The 18,100-nt window shown below is 58.2% G+C and carries 13 protein-coding genes and 1 pseudogene; 11 read left to right on the forward strand and 3 right to left on the reverse strand.

Annotated elements, in window-relative coordinates:
- Nucleotides 1-211: 211 nt before the first annotated feature.
- Entirely contained in the window at nt 212-1,288 is a 1,077-nt protein-coding gene (locus NW834_RS09560) for a VOC family protein (protein WP_414350063.1), read from the reverse strand.
- A gap of 413 nt (nt 1,289-1,701) precedes the next feature.
- Here NW834_RS09560 and pflB point away from each other — a divergent pair, with 413 nt between their 5' ends.
- From pflB to cysW, 10 genes are all read left to right on the forward strand, one after another.
- Nucleotides 1,702-4,008, forward strand: a complete 2,307-nt coding sequence (pflB, locus tag NW834_RS09565; RefSeq protein ID WP_414419672.1) for a formate C-acetyltransferase — start codon at nt 1,702-1,704, stop codon at nt 4,006-4,008.
- 87 nt (nt 4,009-4,095) lie between these two features.
- Nucleotides 4,096-4,500: a pentapeptide repeat-containing protein gene (locus NW834_RS09570; RefSeq protein WP_414419673.1), complete on the forward strand. Its 405-nt coding sequence runs from the start codon at nt 4,096-4,098 to the stop codon at nt 4,498-4,500.
- A 225-nt stretch (nt 4,501-4,725) separates the two neighbouring features.
- Entirely contained in the window at nt 4,726-5,475 is a 750-nt protein-coding gene (gene pflA / locus NW834_RS09575; protein ID WP_414402581.1) for a pyruvate formate-lyase-activating protein, read from the forward strand.
- Nucleotides 5,476-5,657: 182 nt separating this feature from the next.
- A complete protein-coding gene (locus NW834_RS09580) occupies nt 5,658-6,068 on the forward strand; it encodes an OsmC family protein (RefSeq protein WP_414343934.1) in 411 nt (136 codons plus the stop codon).
- Between the two features lie 92 nt (nt 6,069-6,160).
- Nucleotides 6,161-8,797, forward strand: a complete 2,637-nt coding sequence (adhE, locus tag NW834_RS09585) for a bifunctional acetaldehyde-CoA/alcohol dehydrogenase (protein ID WP_414419674.1) — start codon at nt 6,161-6,163, stop codon at nt 8,795-8,797.
- Between the two features lie 10 nt (nt 8,798-8,807).
- Entirely contained in the window at nt 8,808-11,594 is a 2,787-nt protein-coding gene (locus tag NW834_RS09590; RefSeq protein ID WP_414419675.1) for a GNAT family N-acetyltransferase, read from the forward strand.
- 141 nt (nt 11,595-11,735) lie between these two features.
- Complete coding sequence (locus tag NW834_RS09595) at nt 11,736-12,776, forward strand: sulfate ABC transporter substrate-binding protein (protein ID WP_414419676.1); 1,041 nt, start codon at nt 11,736-11,738, stop codon at nt 12,774-12,776.
- Nucleotides 12,777-12,950: 174 nt separating this feature from the next.
- Complete coding sequence (locus NW834_RS09600; RefSeq protein ID WP_011431905.1) at nt 12,951-13,994, forward strand: sulfate/molybdate ABC transporter ATP-binding protein; 1,044 nt, start codon at nt 12,951-12,953, stop codon at nt 13,992-13,994.
- A 6-nt stretch (nt 13,995-14,000) separates the two neighbouring features.
- Nucleotides 14,001-14,813, forward strand: coding sequence for a sulfate ABC transporter permease subunit CysT (cysT, locus tag NW834_RS09605; protein ID WP_414330111.1), 813 nt, complete (start codon nt 14,001-14,003; stop codon nt 14,811-14,813).
- Entirely contained in the window at nt 14,803-15,636 is an 834-nt protein-coding gene (gene cysW, locus NW834_RS09610) for a sulfate ABC transporter permease subunit CysW (protein WP_414419677.1), read from the forward strand. Before cysT ends, cysW begins: the two co-directional genes overlap by 11 nt.
- 14 nt (nt 15,637-15,650) lie before the next feature.
- Here the strand turns inward: cysW and msrA are convergent, their stop codons facing one another.
- Nucleotides 15,651-16,319 (reverse strand): peptide-methionine (S)-S-oxide reductase MsrA, encoded by a 669-nt coding sequence (gene msrA, locus NW834_RS09615; protein ID WP_414419679.1) that lies wholly within the window; start codon nt 16,317-16,319, stop codon nt 15,651-15,653.
- An 81-nt stretch (nt 16,320-16,400) separates the two neighbouring features.
- Nucleotides 16,401-17,333, reverse strand: coding sequence for an ABC transporter permease (locus NW834_RS09620; protein WP_414419678.1), 933 nt, complete (start codon nt 17,331-17,333; stop codon nt 16,401-16,403).
- Between the two features lie 280 nt (nt 17,334-17,613).
- Here NW834_RS09620 and NW834_RS09625 point away from each other — a divergent pair.
- Nucleotides 17,614-17,967, forward strand: a pseudogene (locus tag NW834_RS09625) (sigma-70 family RNA polymerase sigma factor); the annotation flags it as partial.
- Between the last annotated feature and the right edge of the window lie 133 nt (nt 17,968-18,100).

Here is an 18,100-nt window from a genome sequence, read left to right on the forward strand (position 1 = left end):
CACGGGCGGTCGGAAGCAGGAACCCGCCGAGACGACTGCGCAAGGAGCCATCCATGCGTAGCGTGGTAGGAATCTCCAGCCTTCAGGCCGGGGAGGATGTCAACGCCTTCCGCATACCCGAATATCGGCTGGAAACTCAGGGGCAATCAATCGTGTTGATTAACTGGAGACATTCCCCTGGTGCTCCCACTGGATCCCTAGAACAAGGGTGTTAGCAGACCAGGGCTTGCTGCCGTTGTCGCTGTTGGCGTTCTAGAGCTTCAAACAGGGCTTGAAAGTTGGCTTCGCCAAAGCCTGTGGCTCCACCCAACCGTTGGATGACCTCGAAAAAAAACGTGGGCCGGCCAAACAGAGGCTGAGTGAAGGTTTGCAACAACAGGGGGGGGTGTCGGGAATCAGAGGCAGGCAAGGTGGTATCCAAAAGGAGCTGCTGCTCCACCAAGTCGTGCCAGGAGATGGTGGGCAACCCACCAGAAGGGAGTACTGCTCCAGAGGCCAGCTCCCTTGCCAGGTTTGTGTAGTACTCCGGTGGCACCTGCAGAAAGTTTACGCCTCCCTGTCGCAGCCGGCGCACACTGGCGAAGACATCTGAGCTGTGCAACGCCGCATGTTGCAGGCCAGGGCCATGATGGGCATCCAAAAACTCCTGGATCTGGGAAGCGGCACAGGTGGGCTCGTTGATGGCCAACTGGATCCCGGCTTCAGGATCTCCCACCACCACACTTTCTAGGCCAGAGGTGTTGGTGCGGATGCTATAGCGATACAGAGACCGCCAACCCAGCACCTGCCCATACCAATCTGCCGCTGCCTGCAGGGATCCCTGCTCCACGTTCAATACCAGGTGATCCCAGTGGGAAAACAGGTTCTCCTCAGCAGGGGCTGAATCGGGGATCCCTGAGCTGGGGATCAAAGAATGCCTGAGTCCATAAGGAGTGCGCAGGCACAGAGCAGGGCAGCCTTCGTCTTCTGCCGGGATCCACTCCACTTGGGCTCCTCGCCTCTGCAAAAGCTCTGCCAAGCCCAACAGCTCTTGCTCCTCCACCGCCAAGGCCACATCCACCACCCCAGGCGAATGTTGCTGCAAATAGCGATCCACCTCATCCCCGGCGTGAGCCGGCTGAGATAGGCGCAAGCGCAGGGATCCCTGACGCAGACAGAGGGTACTGCCGAGCTGTCCTTCCATTCGGAAGCCCCAAACTTGACAAAAGTGTTCCTGCCAACGGGGCAGATCCCAAAGATAGAAGTGCAGGTGATGGATCCCTTGGACGATTCGATTGGACTGGTTCATAGAGCAAGGCACTGCTAAGGTAAAGGCCGAGTATCCTGACGTTCTCACGGCAACAGACGACCTGGGCCGTCCTACCTCAGCATAGGCCCGCCATTTGCCGATGGAAAAGCGTAAAACAACGTTAAGAAGATATTAAAACAGCATTAAAAAATAGGATGAAAATAAGATTAAAAAATCACGCAACCGAAAATATCCTCAGAGCGCAAGGGACTAAAATTAAATCAGGCGAGGTGTATTTAGAACGCCTAAAAAAGAAACAGAAGAGTTGCTAAAAGCCCTTCGTAGGATCCCTATAAGCCTTGCAGAGATCTATTGGTTCTTTAGCTCTCTTTTAGAGCCTGCGTGGGGCAAAGGCCGGGGTGCTGCCTCGCCCTGTCGATAGATTATCAGGCGTAATAGCCGGGAGGATTGTTATGGTTGCCAGTGTGCAGCGTTCTGTAGCATCACCTACAGAATTGAAGGCGGAACCAAGGACGGGATCCAACGCAGACGGTCAAAAAGTTTTGAGCGATTTTGCGCCGGGATCCTGGCAGCGCTCCATCGACGTCAGAGACTTTATTCAGCGCAATTACACCCCCTACACCGGTGATGAAACCTTCTTAGCTGCAGCCACCGAGCGCACCCAGCGGCTGTGGGCCAAGGTCAAGGATTTGATGGCTCTGGAGCGAGAGCGAGGGATCCTAGATGCCGATACCGCTGTTCCCTCTACCATCACCAGCCACGCCCCTGGCTATATCGACCCAGAGCTGGAACAGATTGTGGGGCTGCAGACGGACAAACCTCTGAAGCGGGCCATCATGCCCTTTGGCGGCATCCGCGTGGTGGAGTCTTCCCTCAAAGCCTATGGCTACGAGTTGGATCCCCGCACCAAGGAAATTTTTACCCAGTACCGCAAAACCCACAACGACGGCGTTTTTGACGCCTATACCGAAGAGATGCGCCGCTGCCGCCGCTCCGGGATCATCACCGGCCTGCCCGATGCCTACGGTCGGGGTCGCATCATTGGGGACTACCGGCGGGTGGCCCTCTACGGGGTGGATCGGCTCATCGAAGACAAGCAGGCCCAAAAAGCCAGTCTAGACCTGGACACGATGGACGAAGAGACCATCCGCCTGCGGGAGGAGCTCTCCGAGCAGATTAAGGCCCTACAAGAGCTGAAAGAGATGGGATCCCGCTACGGGTTTGACCTGGGCCGTCCGGCAGCCAACGCCCGCGAAGCCATCCAATGGCTGTACCTGGCCTACCTGGCAGCCGTCAAGGAGCAAAACGGGGCGGCCATGTCCTTGGGGCGGGTGTCCACCTTCCTGGACATCTACATCGAGCGGGATCTGCAGGCCGGGATCCTCACCGAGGAAGAGGCCCAGGAGCTCATTGACCACTTTGTTATGAAGCTGCGCATGGTCAGGTTTTTGCGCACGCCCGAGTACAACGAGCTATTCAGCGGGGATCCCACCTGGGTTACCGAGTGCATCGGCGGCATGGGCCTGGATGGGCGGCCTTTGGTTACCAAAACCAGCTTCCGCATGCTGCATACCCTCTACAACCTGGGGCCGGCGCCCGAGCCCAACTTGACCGTGCTCTGGTCGGAGCGGCTGCCGGAAGCCTTCAAGCGCTACTGCGCCAAGGTCTCCATTGAAACCAGCTCCATCCAGTACGAAAACGACGACTTGATGCGCCCCTACTGGGGGGATGACTACGGCATCGCCTGCTGTGTGTCGGCCATGCGCATCGGCAAGCAGATGCAGTTTTTTGGAGCGCGGGTGAACTTGGCCAAGTGCCTGCTCTATGCCATCAACGGCGGTCGGGATGAGATCTCCGGCGAGCAGGTGGCTCCTGCTTTCGCCCCCATCACCGCCGATGTCCTGGACTACGACGAGGTGTGGCCGCGCATGGCGCAGATGATGGCCTGGCTGGCCAAAACCTACGTCAACACCATGAACATCATCCACTACATGCACGACAAGTACTGCTACGAGCGCCTGGAGATGGCCCTGCACGACCGGGACGTGCTGCGCACCATGGCCTTTGGGTTGGCCGGCCTGTCGGTAACAGCCGACTCCCTATCCGCCATCAAATACGCGCGGGTACGGGCCATCCGGGATGAGCGGGGCCTAGTGATGGATTACGCGGTGGAGGGCGACTTCCCCAAATACGGCAACAACGACGACCGAGTTGACTCCATTGCGGTGCAACTGGTGCAGACCTTCATGGCCGAGCTGCGCAAGCACAAGACCTACCGCAATGCCATCCCCACCCAGTCCATCCTCACCATCACCTCCAACGTGGTCTACGGCAAGAAAACCGGCAACACCCCCGACGGGCGGCGAGCGGGCGAGCCCTTTGCCCCAGGGGCCAACCCCATGCACGGCCGGGACACCAAGGGAGCGGTGGCGTCGCTGGCTTCGGTGGCCAAGCTGCCCTACGACGACGCTCTGGATGGGATCTCCAACACCTTCTCGATTGTGCCGGCGGCCCTAGGTCGCACAGCGGAGGAGCGGGTTGCCAATCTAGTGGGGCTGCTGGATGGCTACATGCGGGATGGCGGTTTCCACCTCAACGTCAATGTTCTCAACCGCGAGACCCTGCTGCATGCCATGGAGCACCCGGAGCTCTACCCACAGCTCACCATCCGGGTTTCCGGCTATGCGGTGAACTTCATCAAGCTTACCCGCGAGCAGCAACTGGATGTCATTAACCGCACGTTCCATCAACACTGCTAAAAGACCAGCCTGGGGATCCCTGAAGTCCGCCCATACCGGGGTCGATGGAAGGGATCCCCCATCGATAACCGAGGAGGCCCGATGATCATGACTGTTTGTAGCGCTGCGGATCTGGTCAGCCAGTATGCCTCAGGACGGCGCGATTTTCGGGAGATCGATTTGCAGGGGGCTGAGCTGCAGGGGATCCATTTGGCTGGCGCCGATCTCAGCTATGCCGATTTCAGTGGGGCCAACTTGGCGGGGGCTAATTTGCGGGGGTGCGATCTCAGTTTTGCCGACTTCAGCGGAGCCAACCTATTGGGAGCCGATCTGCGGGGATGTCTCCTCTTTGGCAGCGATTTTCGAGAGGCCCTCTTAGAAGGCGCCCTGCTGGATCACGCAGATGTCGATGCCTATACCCATTTTCCGAAGGATTTCGATCCCAAGGCCCACCGCCTGCACGGCATCACGGTGGATACCTCCGTGCCTAGCCCACACGACCCATCGGTCTGAGCTGGGTGGAATCCCCAAGCTGCCCTTTCGGCTTTTTATCCCCCTTTCTCCCTTCCAGCCAGGATAGCAGCGGTCTAGCTAAAAGACCCTAGGGATCTAAAAAAATCTAGTCCCAACCTAATCCAAAGAGAAATGGAAACTGTGTTCTATTTAACCTGAGTTAGCAATCTGGAAGAAAACCTCAAGATTGATTGATATTTTGCAAAAGTCATCCAGGATAAAAGTATGGATACCGTTATGAACCCCCTGACACCAATTGCTGGGCGCATTCACTCGGTGGAAACCTGTGGCACCGTCGATGGGCCAGGAATCCGCTTCGTAATTTTTACACAGGGTTGTCCACTTCGCTGTTTGTATTGCCACAACCCTGACTGTCGGGATCCGGAGGCGGGACAGCTTGTTACGGTTGAGTCTTTAATTGCCGAGATCCAACGTTACAAGAATTACTTGCGAGCGGGGGGAGTTACGGTTACCGGGGGAGAGCCTTTGCTGCAACCTGACTTCGTGGCCGAGATCTTCCGTCGCTGTCATGAGTTGGGCTTGCACACGGCTTTGGATACTTCTGGCTATGGGCAACTGGAAGCAGCCAAGCCTGTGTTGGAGCATACAGATTTGGTGTTGCTGGATATCAAGTCTTATCTGCCGGAGCTGTATCGAAAGGTCACCGGTGTTTCGCTAGAACCCACTCTTAATCTGGCCCGCTATTTAGACCAGATCCACAAGCCTACCTGGATTCGTTTTGTGCTGGTTCCCGGCTTGACGGATCCCGAGGAAAACATTAAGGGTCTGGCCGAGTTTGTGGCCACCTTATCCAACGTGGAGCGAGTGGAAGTTTTGCCCTTTCACAAGATGGGGGAATACAAATGGCAGCAATTGGGATTGCCTTACACCCTTGCCGATGTCGATCCACCCACACCCGAACAGGTGAATCACGCCTTACAAATCTTTCGGGATCAAGGACTGGTGGCTATTTGACAATTCTGCAGTTGCGGCTTGGGTCAGCATAGCCAGGTCACGCTTAGATCCGAAGTGATTCACAGTTAATCTCTGCACCGTCTCCAGATTGGCCCTGAGCTGACTGGAATCCAAGTTGATCCCCAGGCTAACTTTACGGACTCTATGTGAACTGAAGAATACCCCAAGAGGAGGGATCCCCAATGGAAGTTTGCGTCACCTACCGCGATGGTGTTCAGTTCCAAGCGGAAAGCCGAGGGCACCGCATTCTCAGCGACCAGCCTTTGGACAATCACGGTCGAGATCAGGGAATGACGCCGCCGGAATGGTTTCTGGCTTCTCTGGGCGCCTGTGTTGGTTTTTATGCCGTCAAATATCTGGAAGCTCGGCAGTTGGATCCCAGTGGACTAGAGGTGGTGGTCACGGCGGAGAAAGTTGAGCATCCGGCTCGCCTAGACAACATTCACATTCGTGTAAAAACTGGGATCCCGCTGGACGGAAGGCATCAAAAGGGGCTGGAAAAAGCAGTTGATGCCTGCATCATTCACAATACGCTCACCCATCCCCCCACCCTGACCACCGAAATCCAAGTTCCTGCTCCTGTTGGCGCCTAGATTGCCATTCGGGTTATTCGACTATTTCCAACTATCCGATTGTCAATTGTTCCTATCGTCTAAGTCTTGATGAGTTTTGGAGGGATCCACCGATGCCAGTAACCAATCTAGCCGAGCTGGAAACCTTGATCCAGCAGGTGAAGGCTGCCCAAGCTGAATATGCAACTTTCACCCAAGAACAGGTAGACCGGATTTTTCACAGAGCCGCTCTGGCTGCCAACAACGAACGGATCCCGCTGGCCAAGCTGGCGGTACAGGAAACCGGCATGGGTATTGTGGAGGACAAGGTGATCAAAAATCACTTTGCCTCGGAATACATTTACAACAAATACAAACACGAGAAAACCTGCGGGGTTATCGAGCGGGATGAGAGCTTTGGCTACGAGCGCATTGCTGAACCAGTAGGGCTTTTGGCAGGTATTGTGCCGGTAACCAACCCTACCTCGACGACAATTTTCAAGGCTCTGATCACCCTCAAAACCCGCAACGGCATTATCTTTTCCCCTCATCCCCGCGCCAAAAAATGTACTATTGCCGCAGCCAAAGTGGTTAAGGAAGCCGCCGAGGCAGCGGGTGCTCCCGTGGGGCTCATTGGCTGGATCGATGAGCCCACCATCGAGTTGTCCCAGGCTTTGATGCAGCATCCTGAGGTGAAGCTGATCTTGGCTACCGGCGGGCCTGGCATGGTTAAAGCGGCCTACTCTTCGGGCCACCCGTCTTTGGGGGTGGGAGCGGGCAATACCCCGGCAGTGATCGATGCCAGTGCCGATATTCCCATGGCTGTCAGCTCGATTTTGTTGAGCAAGACCTTCGACAACGGCATGATCTGTGCCTCAGAACAGGCAGTGGTGGTGGTGGATGCCATCTACGAGCAGGTCAAGGCCGAGTTCGGCCATCGGGGGGCCTACATTTTGGATCCGGAACAAATCGAAGCCGTGCGCCGCATCCTTCTCAAAGACGGTCGCCTCAATCCGGCCATTGTGGGCCAGTCGGTGCAGACCATCGCTGCCCTGGCCGGTATCCAGGTACCCGAAGGCACCAAACTGCTGATTGGGGAAGTGGAGAAGGTGGGGCCGGAGGAGCCCTTCTCCTACGAAAAATTGGCCCCTGTTCTGGCCCTCTACCGCGCCAACGATTTCCACAGCGCCGTAGATGTTGCTGTCCAACTGGTCAATTTCGGCGGGCGGGGACACACCTCTGTTTTGTATACAGATCCCGCCAATCGGGACGATATTGCCTACTTTGAAAATGCCCTGCAAACCGGTCGAGTCTTGATCAACACTCCCTCTTCACAAGGGGCCATTGGGGATCTCTACAACTTCAAGCTGGATCCCTCTCTGACCTTGGGCTGTGGCACTTGGGGAGGCAATTCGATCTCCGAGAATGTGGGGCCGCGCCACCTGCTCAACATTAAAACGGTAACCCAACGTCGGGAAAACATGCTCTGGTTTCGGATCCCGCCCAAGATTTACTTCAAGCCCGGATGTCTGCCTATTGCTCTGCGGGAATTGGCCGGCAAAAAACGCGCCTTTTTGGTGACCGATAAGCCGCTCTTTGAGTTGGGCATATTGCATCCCATCACCCAGGTTTTGGATGAGATTCGCGTGAGCTGGGATGTGTACCACGATGTAGAGCCGGATCCCACCCTCAGCAACGTCAATCGCGGTCTGGAGCAGTTGCGCCAGTTTCAACCGGATGTGATTATTGCGGTCGGTGGGGGATCCCCGATGGATGCGGCCAAGGTGATGTGGCTGATGTACGAGCAGCCCCAGGTGGAGTTTGAAGGCTTGGCGATGCGCTTTATGGACATCCGCAAGCGGGTTTACGAGCTGCCGCCACTGGGGCAAAAAGCTCAGCTCATCTGCATCCCCACCACTTCCGGCACGGGATCCGAGGTGACGCCCTTTGCCGTAGTGACCGATGACCGGGTGGGGATCAAATACCCCCTGGCGGACTACGCCCTCACCCCCACCATGGCCATTGTGGATCCGGATCTCACCTTAAAGATGCCCAAGAAGCTAACGGCTTACGGCGGCATCGATGCCCTCACCCATGCTCTGGAAGCCTATGTGTCGGTGATGGCCAGCGATTTTACCGATGGGCTGGCATTACAAGCCATCAAGCTGCTCATGACCTACTTGCCGCGGGCCTATGAAAAAGGTGCTGCAGATCCAGAAGCCCGAGAAAAAGTTCACTACGCCGCCACCATTGCCGGCATGGCCTTTGCCAACGCCTTTTTGGGGGTGTGCCACTCCCTGGCCCACAAGCTGGGATCCACCTTCCATCTGCCCCACGGCCTGGCCAATGCCCTGATGATTACCCACGTCATCCGCTACAACGCCACCGACGCCCCCTTTAAGCAGGCCATTTTTCCCCAATACCGCTATCCCAACGCCAAGCACCGCTACGCTGAAATTGCCGATTACCTGCAGTTGGGCGGGGCGGAGTCCTCTGACGATGAAAAGGTCATGCGCCTCATCGAGGCCATCGAAGAACTCAAGCGGAAACTGGGGATCCCGGCCACCATTCGCGAGGCCCTGGAGGAGAAAGAGCGGGAGTTTTACGACCGCCTGGAGGCGATGGCGGAGCAAGCCTTTGACGACCAATGCACTGGCGCCAACCCCCGCTATCCCCTCATTCAAGACATGAAGGAGCTGTACGTTTTGGCCTATCGGGGCTGCCGGGTGGATTCTGCCCTCTACCACCAGCCGGAACCAGTGTTGGCCTAAGGAGTAGGGTATGTGGCAACGACTGGATCCCAGTGTGGATATCTGGAGGACCCGATCCCATCCCCTGAATCCCATTTTTCTGCCCCGTTCGGTGGCGGTGGTGGGGGCCACGGAGCGGGAGGGCAGCGTGGGGCGGACGGTGTTGTGGAACCTCATTAGCCACCCCTTTGGCGGCACGGTTTACCCGGTCAATCCCAAGCGGCACCAGGTGTTGGGGATCCGGGCCTACGAGCGGCTGTCCGCTCTGCCGGAGCCGGTGGATCTGGCCATTATCGCCATTCCGGCAGCGGGGGTGCCCAAGGTGGTGCAGGAGTGCGTAGAAGCCGGGGTCAAGGGCGCCATTGTTCTTTCAGCAGGCTTCAAGGAAACGGGCCCTGCTGGCTGGGAGCTGGAGAAGCAAATTCAGCAGACTATCCAATCGCGTCAGCGGGACGGAGTCCTTGGGAAGCTGCGCTTGATTGGCCCCAACTGCCTGGGGATCCAAAACCCCCACACGGGCTTAAACGCCACCTTTGCTGCCCAGATGGCCCGGCCCGGCAATGTGGGCTTCATCAGCCAAAGTGGGGCCCTGTGCACCTCGATCCTGGACTGGAGCCTGCAGGAAAATGTGGGCTTCAGCGCCTTTATCTCTCTGGGATCGATGCTGGATGTGGGCTGGGGAGACTTAATCGACTACTTGGGCGAGGATCCCCACACCCATAGCATCGTCCTATACATGGAATCCATCGGGGATGCTCGCTCTTTTTTGTCGGCGGCCCGCGAAGTGGCCCTGAGCAAGCCCATTATTGCCATCAAGGCCGGACGCACCCAGGCGGCAGCCCAAGCAGCCGCTTCCCACACGGGCTCCCTCACCGGCAGCGACGCAGTGTTGGATGCGGCCTTCCGCCGTTGCGGCGTGCTGCGGGTGGATCACATTGAAGATCTCTTCGACCTGGCGGAGGTGCTGGCCAAACAGCCCCGTCCTCAGGGCCCTCACCTGACCATCCTCACCAATGCCGGCGGGCCAGGGGTGCTGGCCACCGATGCCCTCATCCGCGCCGGGGGATCCCTGGCCGAGCTTTCTCCCCAAACCCTGGAGCAGCTTGAGCGGATCTTGCCCCCCCACTGGAGCCACGGCAATCCCATTGACATTTTGGGGGATGCCGATCCGGAGCGCTTTGCCCAAGTTTTGGAAGTGGTGTTGCAAGATCCCGGCAGCCAGGGTTGCCTGGTCATCCTCACCCCCCAAGCCATGACGGATCCCACGGCCACTGCCGAGAAAGTGGTGGAGACCTGGCGGCGCAGTGGATCCCGGCAGCCTATCCTGGCCAGTTGGATGGGGGGAGCTGGCGTGGATGCGGGCGAGCAGATCCTCAACCAGGCCGGGATCCCCACCTACCGCTACCCAGACCAGGCGGCACGGGTGTTTAGCTACTTGTGGCGCTTTAGCGACAACCTCAAGGCCCTCTACGAAACTCCCACTTTGCCCCCTGCAAGAGCGGTCGAGCGGGATAGGGTGCACCAAATCCTCAGCCAAGCCCGGCAGCAAGGTCGCACGCTCTTAACCGAGGTCGAGTCCAAGGAGATCCTAGCCGCCTACGGGATCCCGGTGGTGCCCACACGGGTGGCAGCAAGTTCGAAAGCAGCGGTGGAAGCTGCTGAGGCCATAGGCTACCCGGTGGTGCTGAAGCTTTACTCCCACACTCTCACCCATAAGAGCGACGTAGGCGGCGTGCAGCTCAACCTGCCCGATGCTGAGGCGGTGCGCCGGGCCTTCGGGCAAATCCTCCGCAACGTCAGCGAGAAAGCGGGGCCGGAGCACTTCCAGGGGGTCACGGTGCAGCCGATGGTGGACACGGATGGCTATGAGCTGATCCTGGGGAGCAGCCAGGATCCCCAGTTTGGGCCGGTGTTGCTGTTTGGCAGTGGCGGACAACTGGTGGAGGTGTTTCAGGATCGCTCCATTGGCCTTCCCCCCCTCAACACCACCTTGGCGCGGCGCCTGATGGAAAACACCCTCATCTACAAGGCCCTCAGGGGGGTACGCGGACGCCCAGCTGTCGATCTGGAGGCCCTGGAACAGCTCTTGGTGCGCTTTAGCCAACTGGTGGCCGAGCAGCGGGAGATTAAAGAGATCGACATCAATCCGCTGCTGGCTTCCAGCGAGGGCCTGCTGGCTTTGGATGCCCGCGTCATTTTGCGAACCGAGCAGGATCCCCAGGTGCCCTTGGCCATCCGCCCCTACCCCACCCAGTACATCTGGAGCTTCCGGGACGGCATCACCATTCGCCCCATTCGCCCTGAAGACGAGCCTTTGGTGATCGATTTTCACCGCCACGTCTCCGATTACAGCGTCTATCTGCGCTACTTCCACCCGATCAAATACAGCGCCCGCATCGCCCACGAGCGCCTTACCCGCATTTGCTTTAACGATTACGACCGCGAGATTGCCTTAGTAGCAGAAAAACAGGAGCCAGAGGCCAATCGCGTCAGCGGGACGAAGTCCTTAATCCTCGGCATCAGCCGCCTCTCCAGAAAACATGGCTTTCCCCAAGAAGCAGAGTTTGCCATGCTGGTGGCGGATCCCTACCAACGGCAAGGGATTGGCACAGAGCTGTTGACCCGCCTCATTCAGGTGGCCCGCTGCGAAGGGATCCAGCGCCTCACCGGCGAGGTTCTTGGCGAAAACGAGGCCATGCGCCGCCTGTGTCAGCGGCTGGGGTTCCAGTTGCACCCTTCTCCAGAGGATCCTGGCATTCTCAAGGCCACGCTGGATCTCGCTGTCGATGCGGCGATCCCCACCCCCTGTCCTGCCTAGGGATCCTTAAATAAAAACGGTTTGCCGACCGGCTTACCGTAGAATAGGAACAAGGGCCTGCTCCTTCCGCCTACAGCAAGCGGAGCCCCTCTGTCGGAGAGAGGCTGGGGGCGAGGGCGGCCCGAGGTTTTGAGGACGGCTATGGAGGTTACAAAGACAGGCGGGATCCAGAGGCTGCTGGCGAGCGGGGGACGGTGGCTGGGGATGGGATCCCTGCTGCTCTGCCTTCTGCTTGGCCTTGGCGGCTGTGGCCGAGGGGGGGGATTGCAGGGGGAAGTCAGGATCCTCCTCGCTTCTTTTGCGGTGACGCGGGATGCCTACCGGCAGATCATCCCTGCTTTTGAGGCCGATTGGCTGGCGAAAACGGGGCAACGGGTGCGCGTAGAAAGCAGCTACGGCGGCTCAGCAACGCAATCGCGGGCGGTCATCAACGGGCTGGATGCCGATGTGGTGGCCTTGGCTCTGGCCCTGGATGTGGAGCGCCTCGTGGCTGCGGGTCTCATCCAGCCGGGATGGGAAGCCCGTACCCCCAACCAAGGGATCGTTACCCGTTCGGTGGCGGTGATTGTAACGCGGGAGGGCAACCCCCAGGGGATCCGCTCTTGGCCGGATCTGGCTCGGCCAGGCTTGCAGGTGGTTACCGCCAACCCCAAAACCTCAGGGGGGGCTCGCTGGAACTTTTTAGCCCTCTGGAGCGCTGTCCCTGAACCTCAGGCCCTGGCCTTCACCACCCAGGTCTACAAAAATGTCCGCATTTTGCCGCGGGACTCGCGGGAGGCCACCGATGTTTTTTTCCAAAAAGGGCAAGGGGATGCCCTGATTACCTACGAACATGAGGTGATCCTGGCGGGCTTGCGCGGCCAATCCCTGTCCTATGTGGTGCCCGACCCCAACATTTCCATCGACAACCCCGTAGCCGTGGTGGATGCCAATGTGGATCGCAAAGGTACCCGTGCCGTGGCCGAAGCCTTTGTGGACTACCTATTCACCCCAGAAGCGCAGCGGGCCTTTGCCGAGGTGGGCTTTCGCCCGGTGGAGCCGACGGTGGCCCAAGAGTTTGCCTGGCGGTACCCTCCTGTTGAGAAGCTGGTTACCGTCGCCGACCTGGGAGGCTGGGAGGTTGTCCAAAGCCGCTTTTTTGCCGATGGGGCCTTGTTTGACCGCATCCAAGCTCAGTTGTAGGGAGTCTCCCTTGTTTTGGATCCCCATTCAAGTTATCTTGGGAGCTATATCAACGGTTTGTTGACAGGTTTACCGTAGATTAGCCGCGGGTTTAACTTCCCTCACCCTCTCCAGAAGACTCAGCCGGCAACCATCCAGCAACTTCTCAGGCAAACCACTAGCTAGGCAGAACCTATGGGTATCACCATCGAAGGGGTATCGAAGCGTTTTGGCGAGTTTCAGGCCCTTCACCCCACCGATCTCACCATTCCTACGGGATCCCTGGTGGCCTTGTTGGGGCCGTCGGGTTCTGGCAAATCCACCCTGCTGCGCCTGATTGCCGGCCTAGAAAAGCCGGATACGGGGCGGATTTCCCTCACCGGGCGGGATGCCACCCATGCCAGCGTCCAGGAGCGCAACATTGGTTTTGTTTTTCAGCACTACGCCCTGTTCAAGCACATGACGGTGCGGCAGAACATTGCCTTTGGCTTGGAGATCCGCAAGGCTTCACGGGCCGAGATTCGGGCACGGGTGGATGAGCTGCTGGAGCTGGTGCAGCTATCGGGGTTCGGGGATCGCTACCCCTCTCAACTCTCTGGGGGGCAGCGGCAGCGGGTGGCCCTGGCCCGCGCTTTGGCGGTGGAGCCGCAGGTGTTGTTGTTGGATGAGCCCTTTGGGGCCCTGGATGCCAAAGTCCGCAAAGAGCTGCGCAAGTGGTTGCGGCGCCTGCACGATGAGGTGCATGTGACAACGGTATTTGTAACCCATGATCAAGAGGAAGCCATGGAGGTGGCGGATCAGATCGTGGTGATGAACCAGGGGCGGATCGAACAGGTGGGATCCCCGGCAGAAATCTATGACCATCCAGCTACACCCTTTGTGATGAGCTTTGTCGGCCCGGTCAACGAGCTTTCTCCCCGCTCCCAACTCTTTTGCCAGCTTCCCGAGGTGCAGGCCGGCCCGCATCAGCTTTTTTTGCGCCCCCACGATGTGCAGATTGAGGTCAACCCCGGCAGCAGTGGTGTTTCTGCCCGCGTTAAGGAGATCATCCACCTGGGCCGGGAGATTCAGGCGGAGCTGATTCTTAGCGATGGCGGATCCCTGTGGGCCCATCTCAGCCGCGAGCAATATGCCAACCAACCCCTGCAGGTGGGGCAGCAGGTCTATGTGCGCCCCAAGGTGGTGAAAGCCTTTCCCGTCAAAAAAACCGAGATGACCGCAATGCCGGTGGGAGCTTGAGAAACGTTGCTGCAAGCTTTGTCTCAACTGTCTTGGCCGTGGCGGCTGACCCTGGGCTATCTCTTCTTGATGTTGGTTCTGCCGCTGGCTGCCTTGATTGCCAAGTCCAGCAGCGTGGGCTGGGCGGAGTTTTGGCGGATCGCGACGGATCCCGTGGCCCTCTCCGCCTATGAAGTTACTTTTGTAACCGCGTTGCTGGCGGCTCTGATCAACGGCGTGATGGGCACCCTGACTGCCTGGGTGCTGGTGCGCTACGCCTTCCCCGGCAAAAAGCTTCTCGAGGGGTTGATCGATCTGCCGTTTGCTTTGCCCACCGCCGTGGCCGGCCTCACCCTGGCAACGGTTTACAGCAGCAACGGCTGGATTGGATCCCTTTTGGCCCCCTTGGGGATCCGCATCTCCTTTACCCGCTTGGGGGTGGGGGTGGCGATGCTGTTTATTTCTTTTCCCTTTGTGGTGCGGACGGTGCAGCCGGTGTTGCAGGAGCTGGAGAAAGATGTGGAAGAGGCAGCCTGGAGTTTGGGGGCTTCCCGCTTTCAGACCTTCCGGCGCGTGGTGCTGCCCCAGATTCTGCCGGCAGTGCTCACCGGGGTGGCCCTGGGGTTTTCCCGCGCCGTGGGGGAATACGGCTCTGTGGTGATCATTGCTTCCAGCATTCCCTTTCGGGATTTGATCGCGGCGGTGCTGGTGATTCAGCGGCTGGAACAACACGACTATGCCGGGGCAACGGTGATCGGAACGGTGATGTTGGGGATCTCTTTCCTGTCGCTGGTGGTAATTAACCTTCTGCAAGCCTGGGGAAGCCGCCATGAAACCTAAGGGGGTATCGGGTGTCAAGCCGGAGCCATCGACAAACCCTTGGCTGTCGGGCCTGTTGATCGGGATCGTCGGGCTTTACATCGCGCTGCTGCTCGGGATCCCGGTGGTGAACATCTTCTATCAGGCGTTTCGAGAAGGGATCCCAGCCTTTCTCCATCGCCTGACGGAGCGGGAGTTGCTCAGTGCCCTGCGGTTGACGGTGCTAACCGCCCTGGTCGTTGTGCCCCTCAATACCTTTTTCGGCCTCTGTGCCGCCTTGGCCATTGCCCACCGGCGTTTTCCGGGGCGGGCCCTGCTCCTGAGCCTGATCGACTTGCCCTTTTCCATTTCCCCGGTGGTGGCCGGCCTAATGCTGGTGCTCATCTTCGGGCGTCAGGGTTGGCTGGGATCCTGGAGGGTTATCTTTGCCTTTCCGGGCATTGTGTTGGCAACGGCTTTCATCACCCTTCCTTTTGTGGCGCGGGAAGTGTTGCCGGTGTTGGAGGAGGCAGGCACCGACCAGGAAGAAGCCGCCAAAACGCTGGGGGCAACCCCCTGGCAGATCTTTTGGAGAATCACCCTGCCCAACATCCGCTGGGGCCTTCTGTACGGCGTCATCTTGACCAATGCCCGCGCCATGGGGGAGTTCGGCGCTGTGGCTGTGGTTTCCGGCAACATCATTGGCCGCACCCAGACCTTGCCCCTGTTCGTGGAAGATGCCTACCGCAGTTATGCCACCGGCTCAGCCTATGCGGCGGCGGTGGTGCTCTCCTTGCTGGCGGTGGTAACCCTAGTGGCTAGGGAGTTCCTTGAGCGGGGATCCCATTCCCGCCGAGTCTTTTGACGGTTGGGTTGGGGCTAGGCAGGCTCGGTGAGGATCTCTGGCAGACAAACCTTAGTGCCCCCCAGGCCGCAGTAGCCGCGCGGATTCTTGGCCAGATATTGCTGGTGGTAGTCTTCGGCGTAGTAAAACTCAGGCGCGTCTAAGATCTCGGTGGTGATCTGGCCGTAGCCGTGGGCGGTCAGGGCCTGCTGATAGAGATCGCGGGTTTTTTCCGCCAGCTCCCGCTGCGCCGGAGAATACACATAGATGCCGGAGCGGTATTGGGTGCCCACATCATTGCCTTGGCGCATCCCCTGGGTAGGGTCGTGATTTTCCCAAAACACCTTCAGCAGTTGGGCATAGCTGACCTGAGCTGGGTCGTAAACCACCCGCACCACCTCGTTGTGGCCAGTCAGGCCAGTACAGACCTCTTCATAGGTGGGGTTGGGGGTAAACCCGCCAGCGTAGCCCACCGCTGTGCTGAACACCCCTGGCACCTGCCAAAACTTGCGCTCTGCCCCCCAGAAGCAGCCCATGCCGAACATGGCCAGCTCCATGCCCTCGGGAAAAGGCGGCTGCAGCGAATTGCCGTTGACAAAATGCCGATTCACGATCACCATCGGCTCGGCCCGGCCCGGCAAGGCTTCTTCCGGTTTGGGCAGGGACAGTTTCTTGCCAAGTTTGCCAAAGCCAAAGAGCACCATAGGGACAGCCCGATACATTCGTTAACAGTTACCAGCCTAGCTCAGTTGGCTCCTCATGTGTTGGAAAAATCCTTGATCGGATCAGCTCACCGATTCAAAAGCCCCCAGCCGCTTGGCCACTAGCAGATAGACGATCATGATCCCCATCGGCACAACCGTGAAGGCTGCCGCCAAGGGAATGTTGCCAGAGGTGCCCTGAAAGGCGAGAACTGCCTGCCCGATGAAATAGCTGGAATTGCCCAGAGAATAAGGCACCACAAAATCTCCTAGCGTTAAGGAAAAGGTGAAGACCGACCCGGCCAGGATCCCTGGCAAGGCGAGGGGAAGAGTAACATGGCGGAACGTTTGCCAACCCTGAGCCCCCAAATCTGCAGAGGCCTCAATTAAGCTATCGGGCACTCGCTCCAAAGCCGCCTGGATCGGCAGAATCATATAGGGCAGCCAAACATAGAGAAACACCAAGAAAATACCCAAGTTGGATACGGCCAGCGATGGCCCACCGATCCCGGGCAACTGCAAAATCTTTTCCACCCAGCCCTGTAGGCCCACATGGGTGAGTAGATAGGTAAGGATCCCTTCTTTGGCCAGGATCAACTTCCAGGCATAAACCCGAATCAAATAACTAGACCAAAGCGGTAGGAGCACCAACAAGTACAAAAAGTCCTTCCAGCGAGGAGAGGCCAGTCTGACCATGGTATAAGCCAGAGGAAAAGCCAACACAATTGCAGCTAGGGTCACTGCCAAAGCCATAGTCAAGCTGCGGACAAAGATATCCACGCTGGCAGGAGTGAGCAGCTCCCGATAGGTGGCCAAAGTCAACTTTCTCAGGATCAGGCCGGTAAAGGGATCCAGATGATAAAAACTTTGCAGCAGCAGCGCCAGCAGCGGCCCCAAGTAAAAGACCAGTAACCAAATGAGAGGTGGCCCCAACAGAATGGCAAGGATGAGCGTCGGGTGATGATAGAGGAATCCAAACAGATCGGGTTTATCGGTTATCTGAGTTGTTTTGGCCATGGCCAGGCAGGCATGAAGATCAGCTTTTCATTCCCTCTTTTTGGTGTTATTGGAATTGTAGGTCGATGATCCGATAGAATCCAATAGAGTTGGGATTGAGAAAGTGCGAATAGGCAAGAGGAATACCTGCTGGCGAGCATCCTTCGAGGGAAAACGGCAATCAGAAGATGCCGGTATCTTTGCGGGAAGTGGAGGGCCATCGTAGACAGGGATCCTTTGAACCTTTTGGGGGCATTGGGAGTCAGACAAAGCAAGGTTGAGAACAAGGGAGCGTCCTCTCGTGCAGGCGGCAAAGGATACATCCGATTGGGAGCTGATCCAGCGCTGCCTCAACGGCGACAGCCAGAGCTTTCGCCAACTCTACCGCAAATACCAGCAGTCGGTACGGAATATCCTCTATCCCTTGTGTGGAGCCGATCTTTTGGATGACCTGGTACAGGAAGTGTTTATTCGTGCCTGGAAAGGGTTGCCTCGGTTTCGCGGCTCGGCCCAGTTTTCCACTTGGCTGTATCGCATCTGCTGGAATGTGGCCTCAGATCAGCGACGGCGCTGCGCCCGGCAACACTCCCAAACCCAAAACCTGGCCCTCGGATCGGATATCGCTCACCCTGGCCCCGACCTGATGCACTTGCACTACCAACAGGCTCTACAGCAAAGCATGGCTCAGCTCAGCCCCGAACACAGAATGGTTGTAAACTACCCGACCCTGACTGCTTCGCAGTACAGGGCGGGCTTTCGGTAGCCCTGCAGTTGGCAAGCCAACCACG

The organism is Synechococcus sp. R60.1, from assembly GCF_047461835.1.
Lineage (GTDB): Bacteria > Cyanobacteriota > Cyanobacteriia > Thermostichales > Thermostichaceae > Thermostichus.